Annotated in this window: 15 protein-coding genes, 1 tRNA gene and 2 pseudogenes; 14 read left to right on the plus strand and 4 right to left on the minus strand. The window is 35.0% G+C overall.

Going from position 1 to position 19082, the window contains the following annotated elements; translation table 11 throughout:
- The first annotated feature begins 122 nt into the window (after nt 1-122).
- The 5 genes from ACFZP3_RS03305 (at nt 123) to ACFZP3_RS03325 (ending at nt 4867) form a co-directional block, all read left to right on the plus strand.
- Complete coding sequence (locus ACFZP3_RS03305; RefSeq protein ID WP_265016358.1) at nt 123-257, plus strand: hypothetical protein; 135 nt, start codon at nt 123-125, stop codon at nt 255-257.
- 207 nt (nt 258-464) lie between these two features.
- Nucleotides 465-542, plus strand: a tRNA-Arg gene (locus ACFZP3_RS03310).
- A gap of 82 nt (nt 543-624) precedes the next feature.
- The gene (gene dnaJ / locus ACFZP3_RS03315; protein ID WP_264732332.1) at nt 625-1743 is read left to right on the plus strand and encodes a molecular chaperone DnaJ; all 1119 of its coding nucleotides are present in this window, start codon (nt 625-627) and stop codon (nt 1741-1743) included.
- A gap of 217 nt (nt 1744-1960) precedes the next feature.
- Nucleotides 1961-3595, plus strand: a complete 1635-nt coding sequence (locus ACFZP3_RS03320) for a ribonuclease J (RefSeq protein ID WP_386086837.1) — start codon at nt 1961-1963, stop codon at nt 3593-3595.
- A gap of 9 nt (nt 3596-3604) precedes the next feature.
- The gene (locus ACFZP3_RS03325) at nt 3605-4867 is read left to right on the plus strand and encodes a protein TolB (RefSeq protein ID WP_386086838.1); all 1263 of its coding nucleotides are present in this window, start codon (nt 3605-3607) and stop codon (nt 4865-4867) included.
- Here ACFZP3_RS03325 and ACFZP3_RS03330 read toward each other — a convergent pair.
- The gene (locus ACFZP3_RS03330; RefSeq protein WP_386086839.1) at nt 4858-5154 is read right to left on the minus strand and encodes a hypothetical protein; all 297 of its coding nucleotides are present in this window, start codon (nt 5152-5154) and stop codon (nt 4858-4860) included. The two genes, ACFZP3_RS03325 and ACFZP3_RS03330, sit on opposite strands and share 10 nt — an antisense overlap.
- Between ACFZP3_RS03330 and ACFZP3_RS03335 the strand changes: the two are divergent.
- Nucleotides 5116-5334, plus strand: a pseudogene (locus tag ACFZP3_RS03335) (IS66 family transposase); the annotation flags it as partial. The gene ACFZP3_RS03330 and the pseudogene ACFZP3_RS03335 overlap by 39 nt on opposite strands.
- A 34-nt stretch (nt 5335-5368) precedes the next feature.
- On the opposite strand, the pseudogene ACFZP3_RS03340 reads toward ACFZP3_RS03335, so the two are convergent.
- A pseudogene (locus ACFZP3_RS03340) lies at nt 5369-6599 on the minus strand (IS256-like element ISWpi15 family transposase).
- 82 nt (nt 6600-6681) lie between these two features.
- On the opposite strand from ACFZP3_RS03340, the gene ACFZP3_RS03345 reads away from it, so the two are divergent.
- The gene (locus tag ACFZP3_RS03345; RefSeq protein ID WP_309166719.1) at nt 6682-7428 is read left to right on the plus strand and encodes a hypothetical protein; all 747 of its coding nucleotides are present in this window, start codon (nt 6682-6684) and stop codon (nt 7426-7428) included.
- Here the strand turns inward: ACFZP3_RS03345 and ACFZP3_RS03350 are convergent.
- On the minus strand, nt 7412-8584 hold the full coding sequence (locus ACFZP3_RS03350; RefSeq protein ID WP_386086840.1) for a CCA tRNA nucleotidyltransferase: 1173 nt from the start codon (nt 8582-8584) through the stop codon (nt 7412-7414). The genes ACFZP3_RS03345 and ACFZP3_RS03350 overlap by 17 nt on opposite strands.
- Before the next feature lie 82 nt (nt 8585-8666).
- Nucleotides 8667-9773 (minus strand): hypothetical protein, encoded by a 1107-nt coding sequence (locus ACFZP3_RS03355; protein WP_265016414.1) that lies wholly within the window; start codon nt 9771-9773, stop codon nt 8667-8669.
- A 118-nt stretch (nt 9774-9891) separates the two neighbouring features.
- Here ACFZP3_RS03355 and ychF point away from each other — a divergent pair, with 118 nt between their 5' ends.
- The 7 genes from ychF (at nt 9892) to ACFZP3_RS03385 (ending at nt 19003) form a co-directional block, all read left to right on the plus strand.
- Nucleotides 9892-10986: a redox-regulated ATPase YchF gene (gene ychF / locus ACFZP3_RS03360; protein ID WP_253308924.1), complete on the plus strand. Its 1095-nt coding sequence runs from the start codon at nt 9892-9894 to the stop codon at nt 10984-10986.
- On the plus strand, nt 10979-11173 hold the full coding sequence (locus tag ACFZP3_RS08615; RefSeq protein WP_410542145.1) for a hypothetical protein: 195 nt from the start codon (nt 10979-10981) through the stop codon (nt 11171-11173). The genes ychF and ACFZP3_RS08615 overlap by 8 nt, the downstream gene beginning before the upstream one ends.
- Nucleotides 11174-11661: 488 nt before the next feature.
- Nucleotides 11662-12855, plus strand: coding sequence for an ankyrin repeat domain-containing protein (locus ACFZP3_RS03365; protein WP_386086841.1), 1194 nt, complete (start codon nt 11662-11664; stop codon nt 12853-12855).
- A complete protein-coding gene (locus ACFZP3_RS03370) occupies nt 12848-14653 on the plus strand; it encodes a pentapeptide repeat-containing protein (RefSeq protein ID WP_386087111.1) in 1806 nt (601 codons plus the stop codon). The genes ACFZP3_RS03365 and ACFZP3_RS03370 overlap by 8 nt, the downstream gene beginning before the upstream one ends.
- Nucleotides 14637-15245 (plus strand): guanylate kinase, encoded by a 609-nt coding sequence (gmk, locus tag ACFZP3_RS03375; protein ID WP_253308926.1) that lies wholly within the window; start codon nt 14637-14639, stop codon nt 15243-15245. Before ACFZP3_RS03370 ends, gmk begins: the two co-directional genes overlap by 17 nt.
- A 436-nt stretch (nt 15246-15681) precedes the next feature.
- A complete protein-coding gene (locus ACFZP3_RS03380) occupies nt 15682-17925 on the plus strand; it encodes an ankyrin repeat domain-containing protein (protein ID WP_386086842.1) in 2244 nt (747 codons plus the stop codon).
- 313 nt (nt 17926-18238) lie between these two features.
- Nucleotides 18239-19003, plus strand: coding sequence for a hypothetical protein (locus ACFZP3_RS03385; protein WP_386086843.1), 765 nt, complete (start codon nt 18239-18241; stop codon nt 19001-19003).
- Nucleotides 19004-19082 lie beyond the last annotated feature (79 nt).

The raw sequence follows: 19082 nt of genomic DNA on the forward strand, positions 1-19082 counted from the left end.
TCTGAGGGGACGTGTTTTGAAAGTAGGTAGCTTGTGCTGTTTACCCAGTCTTACCAGTGTGGGGTTTAGCTATCCTTGGCGTTAATTCTCTCGTATGTTTTGCTGGTGGTTTAGCTTTTCATATGAAGCATGAGAAAGAATCAGACAATATTGAGGAGGCTGAAGAAGCAGTTAGGAATTATGGACCACCTCCTCCTTATAGTGAATTTAATAATTCTAATTCGGAACAGCAGTTTGGGAATTGTGAGGGGTTCTAAACCCACAACTATACGAACATTGCAATTTCAGATCCCAGTGCCTTGACTACAAATGTTCGTATAGTTGTGAGCTTGACCATAAAATGATTCTTAAGAAAACAAATGCAATTTTTTGCAGGTTTCACGTATGATAAAAATTAACAGTTTTATTTTTAGCCAAATTAATTGAATCAAGCTACAAAACCTGCTAAAGTTAACTTTATGAAAGCACCCTTAGCTCAGTTGGATTAGAGCATTTGACTACGGATCAAAAGGTCGGGCGTTCAAGTCGCTCAGGGTGCACCACATTTTATAGGAAACAGAAGTCACACTTGAAATTAATATATGCAATACCTATCTTTAAAGGTTAAACACTAAACTATTATATATGAGCAAAAAAGACTACTATGATCTGCTGGAAGTAGGAAGAAATGCCAGTATTGATGAGATAAAAAAAGCGTATAAAAAATTAGCGTTAAAATATCATCCTGATAGAAATCCTGGCAATCAAGAAGCAGAGGAAAAATTTAAAGAAGTAACAGCTGCATATGAAGTTCTATCTGACTCTGAGAAAAGGGCAAGCTATGACCGTTATGGCCACGAAGGTGCTTCTGGTGGGTTTCAAGGCTTTAGCTCTGCAGGAGATTTTAGCGACATATTCAATGACTTCTTTGGTGGAGGATTCGGTGGTGGTGCAAGTAGATCAAGAGCAAAGAGGAGCACAACAGGAGTGTCTGGAGCAGACCTACGTTATGATCTTGAAATTACCTTAGAAGATGCATTTAAAGGAATACAAGCGCCTATACATTATGTGACAAATGTAAAATGTGACACATGCCAAGGCACAGGTAGCGAAGGAGCAATTAAACCAGTTCAGTGCCCCACATGCCAGGGAAGCGGTAGGATTAGAACTCAACAAGGCTTTTTTACCATCGAAAGAACATGTACTACATGCTATGGGGAAGGAGAAATAATACAAAATAAATGTAAGAAATGTGGTGGAAGTGGACGTAGAAGAGATGAAGTAAATATATCCGTTTCAATTCCAAAGGGCATAGAAGAAGGAGCTAAGGTAAGGATAAGTGGTAAAGGAGAAGCTGGAGCAAGAGGTGGAAAAAGTGGAGATTTATACGTATACGTGAAAATAGCTCCCCATAAAATCTTTACTCGAAATAAGGCAGATTTACACTGTAAAGTACCTATAAGAATGACACTAGCTGTGCTTGGTGGTGAAATTGATGTTCAGTCAATTGATGGAGCTAAAACAAAAGTAAAAGTTCCAGAGAGCACTCAAACTGGTACCAAGTTACGTTGTAAGGAGAAGGGTATGCCGCATATGAGTTCACATGTTCGCGGTGATTTGTATGTACAGGTAATAGTTGAAACCTTAAATCTAAAAAGTTTAACCAAAAAGCAAATTGAGCTATTAAAAGCGTTTGAAGAAGAGGAAAATGCAAATGTACAACAACGATCTGAAGGGTTTTTTAGTAAAGTAAAAAAAAAATAAGAAATCTGCTAAATGACATGAAGGAGTAACTGTTTACGGGTTTTCATTTAATCCTGCAATTCTTTGACCTTATTAATGGAAAACTTAACAATAGTGTTGATATCAACATTATTAGCCAACAGAAACTTCTTAGTTCCTTAAAATTATGTAAAAGCAATAAATTTCTTTATTTAAGGTCGAAGTTTTGCTATTCTCAGGTTTTAATAATTTAAATTTAATGAATATAAACAAAAATGAGTTTTTATTTCTTCCGCTTGGGGGAGTAGGAAGAATCGGGATGAATGTTAGCCTATATCATTATCAAGGTAAGTGGATTATGATCGACCTTGGTGTTGGTTTTGCAGATGAAACTATGCCAGGTGTTGAGCTGCTCATTGCTGATGTAGATTTTATTGCTCAAAGAAAAAAAGATTTGCTTGGAATAATAATTACACATGCACATGAGGACCACTGCGGTGCAGTGCCCCACTTGTGGGAAGAGTTGCAGTGCCCCATATATACAACAAAGTTTACGGTTAATTTTCTTAGGGAGAAACTAAAGGAGTTTCGATTAGAAGATACAGTACCTGTGAAAGAGGTGGACATAAATGGCAGCACAAATTTGGGTCCTTTTACCGTCGAGTTTATAAATATAACTCATTCAATTCCTGAGGCAAATTCAATATTAATTAGCACTGAAATGGGTAGTGCACTCCATACCGGAGACTGGAAATTTGATCCAAAACCTGTTGTTGGATTAACTTCTAATATAGAGCGTCTAAAAGAAATTGGCGATAAAGGTGACCTGCTTGCAGCAATTTGCGATTCAACCAATATATTAAGCAAGCATCACCCTGAGTCAGAAGGTGAAATTTATAATAACATTTATAACATAATAAAGCGGTCTAAAAAATTAGTTGCTGTTTCGCTATTTGCTTCAAATGTGGCACGAATTGAAACGATAAGCCAAGCTGCAAAAGCACTAAATAGAAAAGTAGTTTTACTTGGTAGATCTTTATGGAGAATAGTGAAGGTTGCGCAAGATAGTGGTTATTTAACTGATTCTCCTCAGTTTCTTGAAGCAAAGGAAGCAGTAAATTTTCCAAGGGAAAAACTGGTGCTACTTTGCACAGGTTGTCAAGGTGAGCCACTGGCAGCAACTTCAAGGCTTGCTAATAAGAGTCATCAAGCATTTAAAATGCAGCAAGGTGATACCATGATCTTTTCGTCAAAAATCATTCCTGGAAATGAAACTCGTGCGCACAACATGCTCAATGCCTTTATTGAGATGGGGGCAGAAGTTGTTACTGAAAAAACAGAGCATGTTCATGCTTCTGGGCATCCAACAAGAGAAGAGCTAAAGGAAATGTATTCTTTAATAAAACCGAAGATGTCTATTCCAGTTCACGGCGAATATATTCACACGCATGCACATGTAAAATTTGCTAAAGAGTGCGGTGTGGCAAAAGCAATAATGATTGCACCAGGTGATATTGTTAATTTGGAGAACGGAGAAAAAGTTGATTCAATCGATGTTGACTACTTTGGTATTGATGGTATGCTGCTACGTCATCCGGAGAGCAGTGTTATAAAAATGCGTAAAAGAATGAGAGATGCCGGAGTTATTGTGGTAATAGCAGTTGTAAACAAGAAAAATAAATTGCTTACTAAACCGAAAGTATTTGTACCTGGTGTTTTTGAAGTGCTAGAAGATGCAGCTATTATACAGAAAATTGTCAAGAAAGTTGAGTCGTTGTTTAGTTTGCAGCCAACAAAAAAAATTAAAAATAAGATTGAAAGTTCAATATTGAGTATCTTAAAGGAATATTTACTAAAAAGACCTATAATTGAAGTCCAGATAGAACAGGTATGAAATGAAAGAATGAAGTTATTCGTTCAATTAATATTGCTTGTTTCGTTATTTATTCCTTATTTTACAAAAGCTGCTTTATATGTTGATATAAAAAAAAGCAGTGTTGGTAACATTGGTCTTGTTGTATCTAAATGTACATGTAAAACAGCGCTGGAAAGCGAATTAAGCGAAAATATTGCAAAGGTAATAGGAACAAATTTATCTAATTGTGGCTTATTTAATGTAAAACGTGGCACGGAAGCTGAATTTAAATCTTGGAAAAGCGATACTGTAGTCACAGTAAGTTTAAGCGAAGTATCTGGTAGTGCATTAGAGCTATCATTTCGTTTATTTGACACTTTTACAAAAAGAGAATTACTTACTCAGTCAGTTGTTTTTCCAGCAAAAGACTGGAGAAAAATTGGTCACCTCGTTTCGGATGTGATACATGATAGATTGATTGGTGAGAAAGGGCATTTCAACACAAAAATCACGTATATCGCTGAAGAAAAAGATAGCAACTACAAATCTGTGCGTAAAATTGCTGTGATGAATCAAGATGGAAGTAATATAAAATACTTAACAAATGGCGATAGATTTGTGTCAACACCGAGATTCTCACCAAATGGAAAGGGTATTGTTTATATCTCATACGCAAATGGTAAAAGTTATATAGTATTAAAAAATTTAAAAGACCACACTGAATCAATAATCAGCGCATTTGAAGGAGTTATTTCTGCACCAAGATTTTCTCCTGATGGTAAATCTCTTTTAATTTCCCACTCATTGGGTGGTGAAACGAATATATTATCTTTGGATTTAAGTAGTAAACGGACAAAAAAAATTACTAAAGGTTCAGCTATAAGCACTTCTCCCTCTTTTTCTCCAGATCAAAAGTATATGGTTTTTAGTTCCGATATGAGTGGGAGTCAGCAGCTGTATGTTATCGATTTTACTAACAAAAGTAAAAAACCTAAAAGAATTAGTTTTGGAAGTGGAAGATATGCTACGCCTGTTTGGTCGCCAAAAGGAGATCTGATAGCTTTCACAAAGATTCAGTCAGGAAAATTTTACATAGGAGTTATGAAGCCAGATGGCAAAGAAGAACGTCTACTTTCAGAAGGGCATAAAATTGAATCTCCGGCATGGCTACCAAATGGTAGAGAAATCATTTTCACAAGAACAGAATCACCAAGCAACTCTAAACTATATTTAGTAGACTTAGTAAAGAAAAATCAAAAAATGGTTTCCACTCCCACAAATGCTTCTTTACCGGATTGGTCTTATTCTTGAACTACTGAGCTGCATGCTCCACAGCATTGATTTATTGCCACATTAACAAGATATCCCGCTACACCACCTACTATAGTACCAGCGATTCCTGACAACACAACAGTTGCAATTACTCCAATAGCAGCAATTTCAGGTATAATTCCCATTGTAGCCATTGTGGCTCCTATAGCGCCAAACAATAATGCTGAGCTTATAATTATCCAGCTCCTCCCTGAAGATTGTTTTTGTGGAGAATTATGTATTAAGATGTATATGAACAAGTAGAGAGAGCAAGCAAAGTTTTGCATATTGATGAAACTAGCCATTATTCTAAAGGTAAACTTGGCTGGTGCTGGGTGTTTGCTAATAATGAAGCAAGCCTTATTAAATTAGCAGACACAAGAGGAGTTAAGTTTCTAGAGAGTAGTACATTTTCTAGTTATAAGAATTTGGTTGTTACCTATAGGTATGCGGTTTACAACTACTTCGGGAGTGTTAAATAAACTGTGTCAAACCGCATTTTTAGTTCAACTCAATTTTCAATCTGCCAGGAAAGAAAACATCAAGTTGAGAGATAGTTAATGCCCAATCATGTACAGGCATCGTCCACTTTTCCTCTGCCTTCTTTATAGCACAATATACCTGCTTATACAAGGCATTTATGCTGGTAAATGAGCCTTTGGTCTTAGTGAATTTCCTAATTTGCCTATGTAGCCCCTCTATGGGATTGGTGGTGTAGATTATCCTCCTAACTGGACCAGAATACTTAAAATAACCAGACAAGTTTTCCCAATTATTCTGCCAAGATTTTATAACCATAGGGTACTTTGTGCCCCATTTTTCATCCAATTCCAACAGATAATTCTCGGCAATTTCCTTGCTTGAAGCTTGATATACCTTCTTTAAATCGCTCAAAAAACTCTTCGCATCTTTACTGGCCACATACTTCAGTGAGTTGCGTATCTGATGCACTATACACATCTGCACTTCCGCATTAGGAAAGACACTGTTTATAGCTGCAGGAAAGCTTTTCAGCCCATCAACGCAGGCAATAAGGATATCTTCTACTCCTCTTTCTTTGAGGTCATTTAGCACTCCCAACCAGAAGTTAGCTCCTTCACTTTCAGCCAAATAAAAACCTAATACTTCTTTTTTGCCATTTTGATCTATGCCTAATATGTTATACATGCATTTACTTACGCAATGCCCGTCCTCTTTGACTTTAAAAAACCATGAAAACTATCGGATATACAGACTGCAGCGGGCGACTACGCCATTCGTTGATTACTGGTAGCAATTTGTCAGTAATACTTGATATCTCTGCCACCGATATTTTGTGATCATAAATTTCCTCAACATGTGACACTATATCTCTATAGCCCATACCACTGGCAAATGTGCTCAAAATCTTCGTTTCAAGCTCTGGATGTAAGTTTGTTTGCCTTTTTTTGACTATTTGTGGTTCGAAACTTCCTTCCCTATCTCTTGGCGTCAAAAGCTCAAATGACCCTGCGCTTGTACGTAAAGTCTTTGCATTCCTCCCATTTCTTCGATTATTCTCTTCGCTTTCAGCCGACAAGTGGTTTTCTATTTCACCTTCCAGGCTTACCTCCAGCAACTTTTTTATAAACGGTGTTAATGCTCCATCTCTTCCTGTCAACGGTCTTCCTTCTCGTATAGACGACAGGATATTTGTTTCTAATTCTTTATAATCTACCAAACCGGTAGTTCTGTTTACTACTTTCTGACTCATTGTCAAACCTCCATTTTTTTATATCAATTTATTACTTTTTTTTCGGTTTGACACAGTTTATTTAACACTCCCTAATTATTCTATGAAATCAACTCAGTCAAACGTTTCAAAGGTTTTCTATAAGCTTTTTAGGGATAAGAATCTTGATGACTTTTTATCTAGGAAAAACGAGGAGTTAAAAAAAGGTTTTCCTGAATTTAAAGAAAAGCACTTTTGCCATAACGTGCTTGATGAAACCATAAAATCTCTATCAAATAAAAATAGTGGAAAATTTGAAAGTAAAGAATTACTTAAATTATTAGAAAGTAATTTAAAACAATCCGCAAGGGAGATCATAGAAGCCAAGGTTAAAGAAGTTGTCAACAAACATTGTAACATTGGAGAAAATGTAGGTAAAGAACCACGAGATGGCACGTTAAAAGCCAAGTTGTCATCTTCTGTTGTAAAATGTGTAAAAAAATTAGAATTTAACAAACAAGAAGGGGTAAATAAGATTGTAGACTCTATCTTGCACAGCTTTAATAGCAAGAATAATAATAATAACGACTCAGGAGAATTACTTAAAGAAATTGTTACAGGAAAATTAACAGAGGCTAAAATGAAATGTTTTTCAAATAAGATTCAAGAGTTACAACTGACACCAAGTATAAGAGATAAATTTTTATCTCCAGATCAGAAAATGTGTAATCAAACTCAAGGAGGAGTAAACGAATACCAATTAACAGAAAAAGCTAAAAAAGAATACACACCTAATTCCTCGATGAGTCACACTAATATTGCAAGCATACATTCATTGAACAGTTGGAAAGCAGTTAGAGTAGGCTCTTAGCATAAAGCACCAGCTCCTCTTTTGTTAAAGTGTAGGAGCTGTCTTCCCAATGTTGTTTTAGCAATTCCAAGCTCCTACCTAAACTTTTTCCTGGCTGGTGACCTATACTTATTAAATCATCGCCAGATAAAGGAAATTTTGGAATATTGAATGTATTAGCAAACGAAATGTATTTATCAACATTTTCTCCAGACTCAACACCACAAATTTTTACTAAATCACAATATAATTCTCTACCAAATAAAGATATGTATTTTTTTTGCTCTTTTTCTGAAAGTTCTGTTTTGATATCGTTGGATAGTAAAAATAGCAGCTTTTTCTTTTGCTTGTTTGAAAGACGTAAAAATTTGCTTACATATTCTCCAAGACTTAGCCTGTCATTTTTGGTGGTCCTAAGGAGTAACGCTAATTTTACTAGTGCATCAGTGCCGAAAAGAAGTGACGAAGACAGAATTTCGCATTTTACTTCTTTTGGGATAATCTTTTGCAAAACATCAGATTCTTGCATGCTCTTAAGTGTTGGAAAAGAATCATTGCACTCCAGCAATTTAAGTATTTCATCTCTTATTCTCTCTCCAGAGAGGTTTTGGATCATATGCGAATGCTTTTTGCATACGCTTAGTATTTCATCACTCAAATCTCCGACACATATTTTTGCATGAAAACGAAATGCTCTTAAAATACGTAGATAGTCTTCTTCAATTCTATCTTCAGCGTTGCCTATAAAGTTTAACCTTCGCGCCTTTAAGTCCTCTATACCACCAAAGTAATCATATATATGGCCATGCTTATCTGCATATAGAGCGTTAAATGTAAAGTCACGCCTTGAAGCATCAGCTTGCCAATTATTAGTAAATTCTACTTTCGCATGCCTGCCATCACATTTCACATCATGCCTTAATGTTGTAATTTCAAAAGACCTCTGATTTAAGATCGCAGTTATAGTTCCATGTTTTAAGCCAGTTGGAATAGTTTTTATATTACGGAGTTTTAGCGCTTTCATCACCTGATCAGGAAGCAAATTGGTAGCGAGATCAATATCATGGACATCACGCTGCAAAATTGAGTCTCTCACACACCCGCCGACAAGCCTAGCCTCACCACCAAATTTCTCTATGGCATCGATGATTAAACTAGTTTCATGGTCAACTTGCATTTAGGTTAGTATGTACTGCAAGTTCATATTATATGAAATGCTTGCAAAAGCCCTATATAAAAATATACAGGGCTATGAAAATTTACTTTACAAGTATTGGTTGCTGATGATGAAATGCTTTTTCCACCCTTGTTTCTTCAATACCACACGATGGGTTCAAAGAGTCTTGCTCTTCAGAGCGCTCTATGTATTGCTTTATATCACTAACGCACTGCCCTACAACAACATCAATTTTTCTATCAGCATTTTCTGCCAATAACTCATCAAATCTCTTCTCAACCTTTGCTCTCTCAGAGATATCCTTTGAAACGTTACAATATTCCAAGATCTCATCTACCTGAAGTTTTTTTGCTAATAGAAAGTCTTCTTGCTCTTGCTGCTGTCTTATTAATTCTTGAGTTACAATTTCAGCTCTAGAGTAATGATTCCCTCCAAGATATATTGTTTCTCGCTCTTTACTACCCCATAACTCGTCATTTAATTTATAACTCTCACGATTAAATACCTGATTTAACTGATCATCATTATTTATCATTTGTGGATCTGGCTCAAACTTTTTTTGCTCCTCGCTATTATTATCTTTGTAGTAGACATTAATTTCAATGTTAGCTAAAGAAGCTAACATACTAATTTCTCCAATGAAAGGAAAATAACTTTTACTTTCTATTGCTTCTAGATAGGCTTGATAGAGTTCAGGTTTGTCAAGAAATGAGCGTGTAATAAATTCACTGTTATATTGGACATCGTACTCATTTTCACCAAGGGCCTCTGCATATTCTCTTAAATCACGCATAGCTTGATCATGCGATATATTAAATTTGCTAACAGCTTTACTTACTAACCTCTTCACATTACCTTCAGCATTTTTAATTTTCCTATTTGTTTGCTCAACCAACTCCTTTATTCTATCAGACTTACCAGTTAAATCCCCTGGCTTGTTTAAAAACATATTAAAAACATTTTCTAGATGATCTCTTAAAGGAGCTGGCATACTTGCATCATCCAATGACTCAAACTGACTTAAAAATTTGTGCCATTCCATTCTCATATCTTGCGCTCTTTCAGCTTTATATGGACCAGAGCTATTATCACCAAACACAGCATGAAAAAAACAATTGCCATCGCCCGCAGTATTATACTTAACTACTTGGCTATTAGTTGGTAATTTCCGTTCCCTAGATTGAAGCATAATTTTTACCTTAATTTAAGCTATATATTACCATACCAACAAAACTGTAAATAAGTAACTAATTAAGTATAGCAGAAATTCTTAAATTGTGCAATAATTATGGCTTTAAATAGCAAATATGAGCTTTAACTGTGGTATAGTTGGGTTACCAAACATAGGAAAATCAACCTTATTTAATGCACTTACAGAGTCAAGTGCAGCCGAAGCTGCAAATTATCCTTTTTGCACAATCGAGCCAAATATAGGCAAGATTTCGATAAAAGATCAGCGTTTGAAACAAATCGCAGCAATTGCCGGTTCAGAGAAGATAATTTATAATCAATTAGAAGTTGTGGATATTGCAGGTCTTGTAAAGGGCGCAAGCAAAGGTGAAGGACTCGGCAATAAATTTTTAAGCCATATCAGAGAAGTTGATGCCATCGTGCATCTGCTCAGGTGCTTTACGGATGACGATATCAGCCATGTACACAGTAAAATAGATCCAATATCAGATGCTGAAGTGGTGGAAATGGAATTAATCCTAGCTGATATTGACAGCATAGAAAAAAGGCTTCCTCAATTGGAAAAGAAAGCAAAACAAGGTGATAAAGAGCTAAAGAGACAACTTGAATTAATGCAAGAGGTATTAGCTACTTTAAAACTCGGTAAACCTGCAAGAAGTTTGGAAAACATGGACGAAGCCGAGATGAAGTCGCTTCAATTGCTCACAACAAAGCCCGTTATGTACGTTTGCAATGTTGAAGATACAAATGTTATAACTGGCAATGAATTATCTAGAAAGGTAGAGAGAATGGCGGAGGAAAATAAAAGCAAATTTTATTGCATTTCAGCAAAACTTGAAGCAGATATTGCAAATCTTGATAGTGAAGAGGAAAAACAGAGTTTTTTATCAGAATTTGGCTTACAAGAATCAGGCCTTGATGGGGTAGCGCGTATTATGTATGAAGTGCTGAGTATGATAACTTTCTTTACTGTGGGCCCCAAAGAAGCACGGGCATGGCCAGTAAAAATAGGATCAACAGCTGATAAGGCAGCAGGTGTAATCCACACTGATTTTGAGAAAGGCTTCATAAAAGCAGAAACTATAAGCTTTGCAGACTACATAAAGTATGGAAGTGAATCAGCTTGCAAAGACGCAGGAAAAATTCGCTTTGAAGGCAGAGATTATATCGTACAAGATGGTGATATAATGCACTTTAGGTTTAATGTGTAGTTTATTATGCAGCCACTTATTTAAAGTTAAGTTTTCTGGATCCCAGTGTCTGGGCACTGGGATGACAAGAAAGGGAGCACTGGAATTTTTGTTTCAATATTTGTACATTAGCCATGCATCTGAACAGATACCTCTCCTAAACGGATACACTGTAGAAGGAGAGTTTCTTCTCCCCAGTAAAGACTAGATTCCAGACTGGAATGACAGCAGTCCTACGTCATACCGCGATTCATTCGCGGTATCTCTTAGCATAGATCCCGCTAACAAGTAGCGGGATGACGGTTGTCAGGGTGTCATGCAAGTAGCTGACACTGGTTCCTTTATGACGGCAGTGCTCGACACTGGAATCCAGCTTTTAATACAACCCCTCACCAAAAATATTGTGTTTTAACATAAGGTTAGCTACTTTTATACTCACCAACTTAATCTCTAATCAAAATTCCTGGATCCAAGTAGTCAGGGCACTGGGATGACATCCTCCCTAGCGGAGATTGCTCTCAAATCACAATGTTCGTACAGTAAGCACTGACCACTTTGCTTCAATATTTGCGATGCCCCTGAACAGATACAAAAAATCTATTGTTTTTTTATAAATTAAATCCTAAGGCATTTTTTACTGTAGATTAATCATTTGATTATAGTATCATCTTAATTAAGCTTATGCTTGGAATATTTATGAAGAGTATTTTATACTTTGTATTATTAGTTGTTGTATTTGGATCACTGAGCCTATTTGCTGTAGAGCAATTTGAAGAAAAGAAAATTGAATCAGTTCATAAAAACGAAAATGTAGGTGTAAGGAAGCAAGATAGGACAAATCAAAAAGATGAGCTGAAAAGCAACGTCGATGCTAAACAAACACAAGAGGCTGAGAGCAAAAGAGTAACCGATAAAGAGAAGCTGCAACACAACGAGAATAAAGCTTCTGTGGTTGAAAAAACTATAAGTGAAGGTGAAAGGATTGATAAAGGTTTGCCAAATGACCAGCTAGAAGAAAGTACAGGCGAATTTGCTCGAAATTTACCAAATGTGGCCAATAAAGAAGTGAATAAAGATTTGAAACCAGAGCCTTTGCCTTTAAGTGCTGATTTAAATGAGAATACAACTGACCCGCAAAAAAATCTACAAGCTGATCAGAAGATTGATATAAAAGATAATGAACTTTCAAAAAGTGATGCGAGTCAATTATTAGAGGGAAAAAAAGAAAAAGTAGAGAATCAGTTTGAAGAAAAAAAAGTGAAAGAAACAAACAATAATTCTAAGGACCGCAATAGAGTAAAACCTATAACTAAAAAAGATGAAGAAGAGCAAAGTGAAAAGAAAAATTTACAAAAATGGACAAAGCTAAACAGAGAAGCAATAAAAGAATGGGGTCATAAAGATATACAAAGCAAGTCAATATATAAACGACAATATGATAGCCTTAATGAGCATCTTCCTACAACTGTATTTATTGATGATTACAGTAAGCAATTTTTTTACTGTATTAAGAAAAATAACTTACCTTGCTTAAGAGGAATAATGAGTAAGCTAGAAAAAATTGGATTAACAACTCAAGAGATACTAAGGTTTAGAAATAAATTGGGTGATACTCCTCTCATTTATTCAGTTAAACAAGGTGAGGTAGACATAGTGCGCTTTCTCTTATTACAAGGCGCTGATCTTAGAGTAGTTAATAATAATTTTCAATCCCCAATTGATATAGCAATCGAAAAAAAGCAGATCAATATAATAAATGCGATTGCCGAAATGATGCCACACCTTTTGGAGGATAGAAAAATAGACAATAAAGAAAGCTCAGCAATTTACGATTGGGCTGTGAAAACGAAAGAAAACAATGAGTCGCAGTGCGATAAGCAAGATGATTAGATTTTTGATATTAATTTTAGTTGGTCATTTATGTTATGGAAACGAAACAAATGATGAAAAAAATCAGATTAGTGATTTTTTAAACGCTCTACATGATGCAAAATACGTATCTTACAGTAAAAAAGACTTTGCTGAATTTTTGGTGCAGTGCCACAAAGAGGGCGTGCCAGAAGATTTTAAGAAAGGTTTTGGCTCTAACTTAAATGGAGCTAATTTTAGCCAATTGTACCTAAGTGGATCTGTTTTTGATGGAGTAAGTCTGATTGGTGCTGATTTTTCTAACACCGATTTATCCGACGTGTCTTTCATTGATGTTGATTTACGTGGTGCTAATTTCTCCAATGCTAATTTACGTGGCATTAAAATAAAAGGTACAAATTTGAGTTTTACAAAATTTGTTTCTGCAAACTTAACAGATATCGTATTTGATCAGTCTCATGTTAGTTATGCTGATTTTATCAGTTCCGATCTCAAAAAAGTAAGTATGCACAATGTAATTGGTTTGCATACTAATTTCTCGAATGTGCAAATGAATCTCTCCAACTTATCAAACTCGAATGTTAGCTACGTAAATTTTAATGATAGTGAAATAAACGATACTGTTATGCAGAAAAATAACCTTGATAATGCAAGTTTCTTTGGAGTGGATGCATATAAATTAAAGATACAATTTTCTTCATTAAAAAATGCTAACATATATGGTGCAGAGTTAAAAGAATCAGACTTTACAGGTAGCAATCTTTCCGATGCCTGCCTTAATTCTTCTATCATAATTAACAGTAACTTCGACGAAGCTAATTTAAGCAACACACAAATTTCCTATGTGAATGACGATAATTCAAGTTTTGTTCAATCTATACTAAATGGTTCCAAGATAAAACATGTATATGTTTCTGGAGCAAGTCTTCAGGATGCTGATTTATCCAATATTGATTTTAGTTTTAGTGAACTGCATCAAGTTAATGTCTCTAATGCTGACATTCGTCACGGAAAGTTTCATAATACTAAAGTTGCGAATTCTAACATGAATGGCTCATTTTTTGACCATTCACTATTCACCTTTGCGAAGATAGAAGATTCAGACCTTTCTACAACTTCAATGTATAAGATAAAAATCCAAGACTCTCAAGTTTATAACAGTACACTTTTTCACCATAATATTGATTCCAGTGAAATAGAAAATTCAACATTCTTTAATTTATTAGCTGATAATTCGAGCTGGTCCAATTTAAAAGTAACTAATTCAAATTTTATTGAAAGCGATTTCAGATCTTCTTTGCTTCACGCTAATGCCTTTAGGAAAACTAGCTTTTTTCTTAGCAATTTGAGCAATTCAACAATTAGTGATATGTCTTTTCACTCTTCAAGCATATATAAAAGTTCAGTTGCTGATGCTCATTTAACAGATTGCAAGTTTGATAATTCAATTTTGATTGACAATCAAGGGCAGAAAAAACTTGCAGGGTTAGAAAATGCTATAACTTCAATTGGAGATTTGCAAGAGAAAATATCACAGGGTGAAAAATTTAATGTAAATTATTCTTACTTTGAATTTAAGAATATGAATTTAGAAAATGCTGATTTTTCTAATTCAACATTGAGTAGAGCAAAGTTTGTAAACGTTAATTTGAATAAGGCAAATCTTGAAAAAACCGATTTGCGCTATACTGTCTTTGATAACTCTTCTCTCATTGGCACCAACTTATCAAATTCTAATTTAGAAGGTTCTAGCTTTTTAAACTCTGATCCAAAAAGCGCCATGTTAAAAAATGCAAAGAAAAATGACCATAAAAAGTGAGGGCATATTATTGGTTCTATCCTCTCCTTCTGGAGCTGGAAAAACTACTATATCAGAAAAATTACTTGAGCGATCAACTAATTTAGTTAGGTCTGTTTCTACGACTACGCGCAAGCCTCGCTCTGGCGAAATAAATGGAAAAGACTATTTTTTCGTTACCGAAGAAAAATTTCACGAGTTATGCGAAGCTGGTCAGATGCTTGAATACGCCAAAGTTTTTGAGAATTTTTATGGTATACCAAGAGATTTTATAGAGCAAAACTTAAGCAGTGGAATAAGCGTTTTACTAAGCATAGACTGGCAAGGGGCATTTCACTTATTCAAGCTCATGAGAAAAAAAGTTGTAAGTGTTTTTATACTTCCCCCTTCAATGGAAGAGCTGAGGTTACGCCTGCAAAAGCGTAATAGCAACAGTGCGGATGAAATAGAGCGCAGATTAGCCGAAGCTCAAAAAGAGATAAGCAAACGTGATAAATATGATTATGTAATAATCAATGATGATATTGATAAAAGTGTAGAAGAGATAAGCTCCATACTAAATAAAGAAAGACTTAAAAAACTAAAAGAAAAACCAAGTCTGGAAGATTTATAAAAGCATCGATCTGCAGCTATAGTTTCTTATCCTATAGCTATACCGCCGCGAACCGTCATACCGCCGCGGTATCTCAGCATAGATTCCGCTAACACGTAGCGGACCGTCATACCGCCGCGGCGCTAACGAGTAGCGGAATGACGGTTTTTCAAATTGTCGTAAGTCAGTTTAGCTATATTTTAGCCAGTAGCACGTTTTGCAGTTACTCACTTTAGCTATATTTATTATTTTTTAAGATTAAATGGTTAAAATAGTAGACAACTGTTCAAGTGAGGATTTGACTATGATAACAGATTTTCTAATAGAAACTAGTTTTCTGCCTTTCCACCTATATTTTGATCACATATACAACGTTTAGCTCAATTTAAAAGTCAAACTTCTTGGTTGTTAGTTTAGTGCTGACAACTTAAATAGCTTTTAATATTGGGGTTTTAGTATGGGTATAGATCTAAGCGCACTAGCTACTAATGCAGATAAGTTAGACGAATGCATAGATAAAAATAAAAAGCGAGAGCAGGATAGAAAAGACGAGCAATTGTATGGCACTATAGAGAGAAAGGTAAAAAAAGAAAAACACAAGCGTGAAAAACCAAGAGGTCAAGATGGAACCCTCAAGAAGTGCAAAAGGTTATTTGAGGAAGGTGCTAGCTCTGAAGTATTAACTAAATTAGAAGAATCACTTAGAGAACAAGAAAAATATTATAGGTATTATGTCCAATGCTTCCTTCCAGTGCTAGATGAAGTAATAGAACGATCGAAAAAAACACCAAATGAAACAAAAGAGCGAGTAAAGCAAGCAATTTCAGAAATTACTTATAATAGCAAATATTGTTTTACCCACAACCAAAATGATCGTAGGGACAGTGAAACAGAGAGTGGCTACGGTAGCGATGTTGAAGATGATCATGAAGTAGAAATAAGCAACGGAATAACGAATAATAATGTTCAATTACTAAAAGCGATCAAAAATGGAAATAACAGGAAATTTAGAAAATATCTAAAAGATTGTACGGATATTAGCAGCATAAAAGATGAAAAAGGAAATAATGTTTTACACCTTATTGCATCGCTCGAAAAGAAACAGAAATGCAAGTTTCTGGGTATCCTAATAAAAACGGTCACCAAGGAAGATTTAGCACAACTCATTAATAGTGAAAATCAGGACGCTCTTCAGGTGGCACTAATTAACAAGATAACAAAAGAAAAACATGAGTCTCATACGATCCAAAATAATGATAACACACTTAAGTTTCTTACAAAATTGTTAGAGCATGGAGCCAGCTCTGATAATTTAGGATTATCTACAAAAGAATTACAAGGCTTAAAAGAAGAGCAAAAGACATACTATCGTAATTTCTTAGAAAAATTAGCAGAGCAAGGAAAGAAATCTAAATTAAAGCCAGAAATAAAAATCAATACAGAAGCAAAAATTAAAGAAATTATACCACGTACCATAAATACTCCAGATAGTAATGATAATTATCAATTACATTTAGCAATTAAAAATAATGATAAAGAACTTTTTAAAGAACTATTGCAAAAAGGGGCAGATATTAGCCTTAAAGACACAGATGATAATAATGCTTTACACTTGATTGTTAAACCTGAAACAAAACAAAAACTTAAACTTCTCCATATATTGCTAGAAGCAAGCCAAAAAGAACAATTTATAAAAGCTGTAAATGATAAAAAAGAAGGGCAAACACCGCTCCATCTGGTACTCCAGCGCATACAAGAGAAGAGTGAGAACCGATCACTTAAGAAATTTGAAAAAACAAATAGATATAAAGCCTTAGAGTTATTTTTACAAAACGGTGCAGATATTACCGTGCAAGATAAAGATGAAAAAAATGCTCTGCACTATATTGCTTCATTCAAAGGAGAACAAAAAGTTACATGTTTAGAGTTGATTTTAAATTCGGTGGAAAAAGAGAAATTTAGTAAAACTGCAAACGCCACTAACGAAAAAGAACGCACACCACTACAAGTAGCGCTCATTACTAAGACGACAAAAGATAAACATAATTTGGTCAATCCTAAGAGCCGTGATAACACGATCAAGTTTTGTGTAAAATTAGTGCAAAATGGTGTTGACCCAAAGCAGTTAATACTACCCGAAAGATTATGGAGCAAAGAGTATTATAAAATTATAAAAGGAATAGAGAAATCAATTGGTAGAGCGCTTATTCCAGATGATATGAGAACTGAACTGAAGTGCAATTTTGGCAAGAAGTTAAAAGCACGCGATATTGTGAAGTATGTCAATAATGTTGTTTGTAAAGTAGTGACAACGCTTGTATTTACTGCTTTAGCCTGTGCGGTAATATTCAGCGCTTCTCAAGGAAGTATTACAATTGCAACTGCCTCATCTATTATAGCAGTTATTGGAGTTTGTTATCTTATTTACTTAAATTTAGAAAATATTTATGAAGGATTTGGAAAAATTAAAGGAAAGTTTACTGAAGAAAAGCAACTTACACTTCAAGATAACGCACCAAAAAATGATACACAATGCAATAACTCTGTTAAGGATATAGAAAATAAGTCCAACGATTTAGAAGAGCAAGAGGTACAAAAATCATCAAGTCAATCAGAATATACAGAAAACCCAGCTACTAAAATGAGCGATGTATCAATACTACGTCAATTCATAAATAAGCTAGTAGGGAACGTTCTATAGCTAGCTACAATTTGATATGCCGTCATTCCGCTACTCGTTAGCGCCGCGGTATAGCACATTTTGCACCTGTTCACTTTAGCTATATACCAATATTTATCCTTTCTTAAAACTAAACATTTAAAATAGTAGATAATCGTTGAAGTGAGGTTTAACTATGATACTAGCAGAAACGCTCTTCTGCCTGTATTTCAATTACATATACAACATTTTAAAATTTAAATCTAGCTTTTTAGTTGTTAGTTCTCAATCTCAAATTGTTGACACTTACAACTACAAAGATACACAAATAGTTAGTTTTTAGTGAGGCTTTGGTATGACAAAAGAAAATTCTACATCTAGTGAGTTAGTACACAACAATGAATTATTGAGCATTATAACGAAAAAAGTAACAAAAGGAAAGCACAAACACCTACACCCAGAAGTTGGGAAAGACAAGACTCTCAACAAATGCAAGGGATTGTTCAAGGAAGGGGCTAGTCCTAAGATATTAACCGAAGTATTAACCAAATTAGGAGAATCACCTGAAGAACAAGAAAAATATTATAAGTATTATACTCAACACTTCCTTCCAGCATTGAAAAAAGAAATCAAACAGTCAAAAAAACTAGACCCAACAAAAAAAGAGGAAATAGAACAAGTAATTTCAGAAGCTATTAACAAGAGCAGCAAAAAAGATCATCCTGATAACGTTGATCAAAATGAAATTGGTCGTAGAGGGAGTATGGAGAGTGAAACCGAAAGCGGCAACAGTAGCGATGCTGAAGATGATCATAACGCTAGTAAGAAGCATTCAATCAGTAGTGCTAACACAATAAGTGAAGGGCAAGGAGTAGAGAAAGACAACGGGATGACGATTGACAATGGAGACAGTGGAATCGAAAGCGGCAACAGTAGCGAAGCTGAAGATGATCCTGCTGATGAGAAAGACCACATTTCGGGTATACCAATTTCCTACACAGCAAATGAAAACCAAGAAGTGGAGAAAACCAACGGGATAACGAACAGCAATGTTCAATATACTGATGAGGAACAGCCAATATTCAAAGCAATTAAAAATGGAAATCGCAAGAAATTTTAAGAATATCTGAAAGGTTGTAAGGATATTAGCAGTGCAAAAGATGAAAAGGAAAATAATATTTTACACCTAATAGTTACAC

This window comes from Wolbachia endosymbiont (group A) of Norellia spinipes (assembly GCF_964273535.1).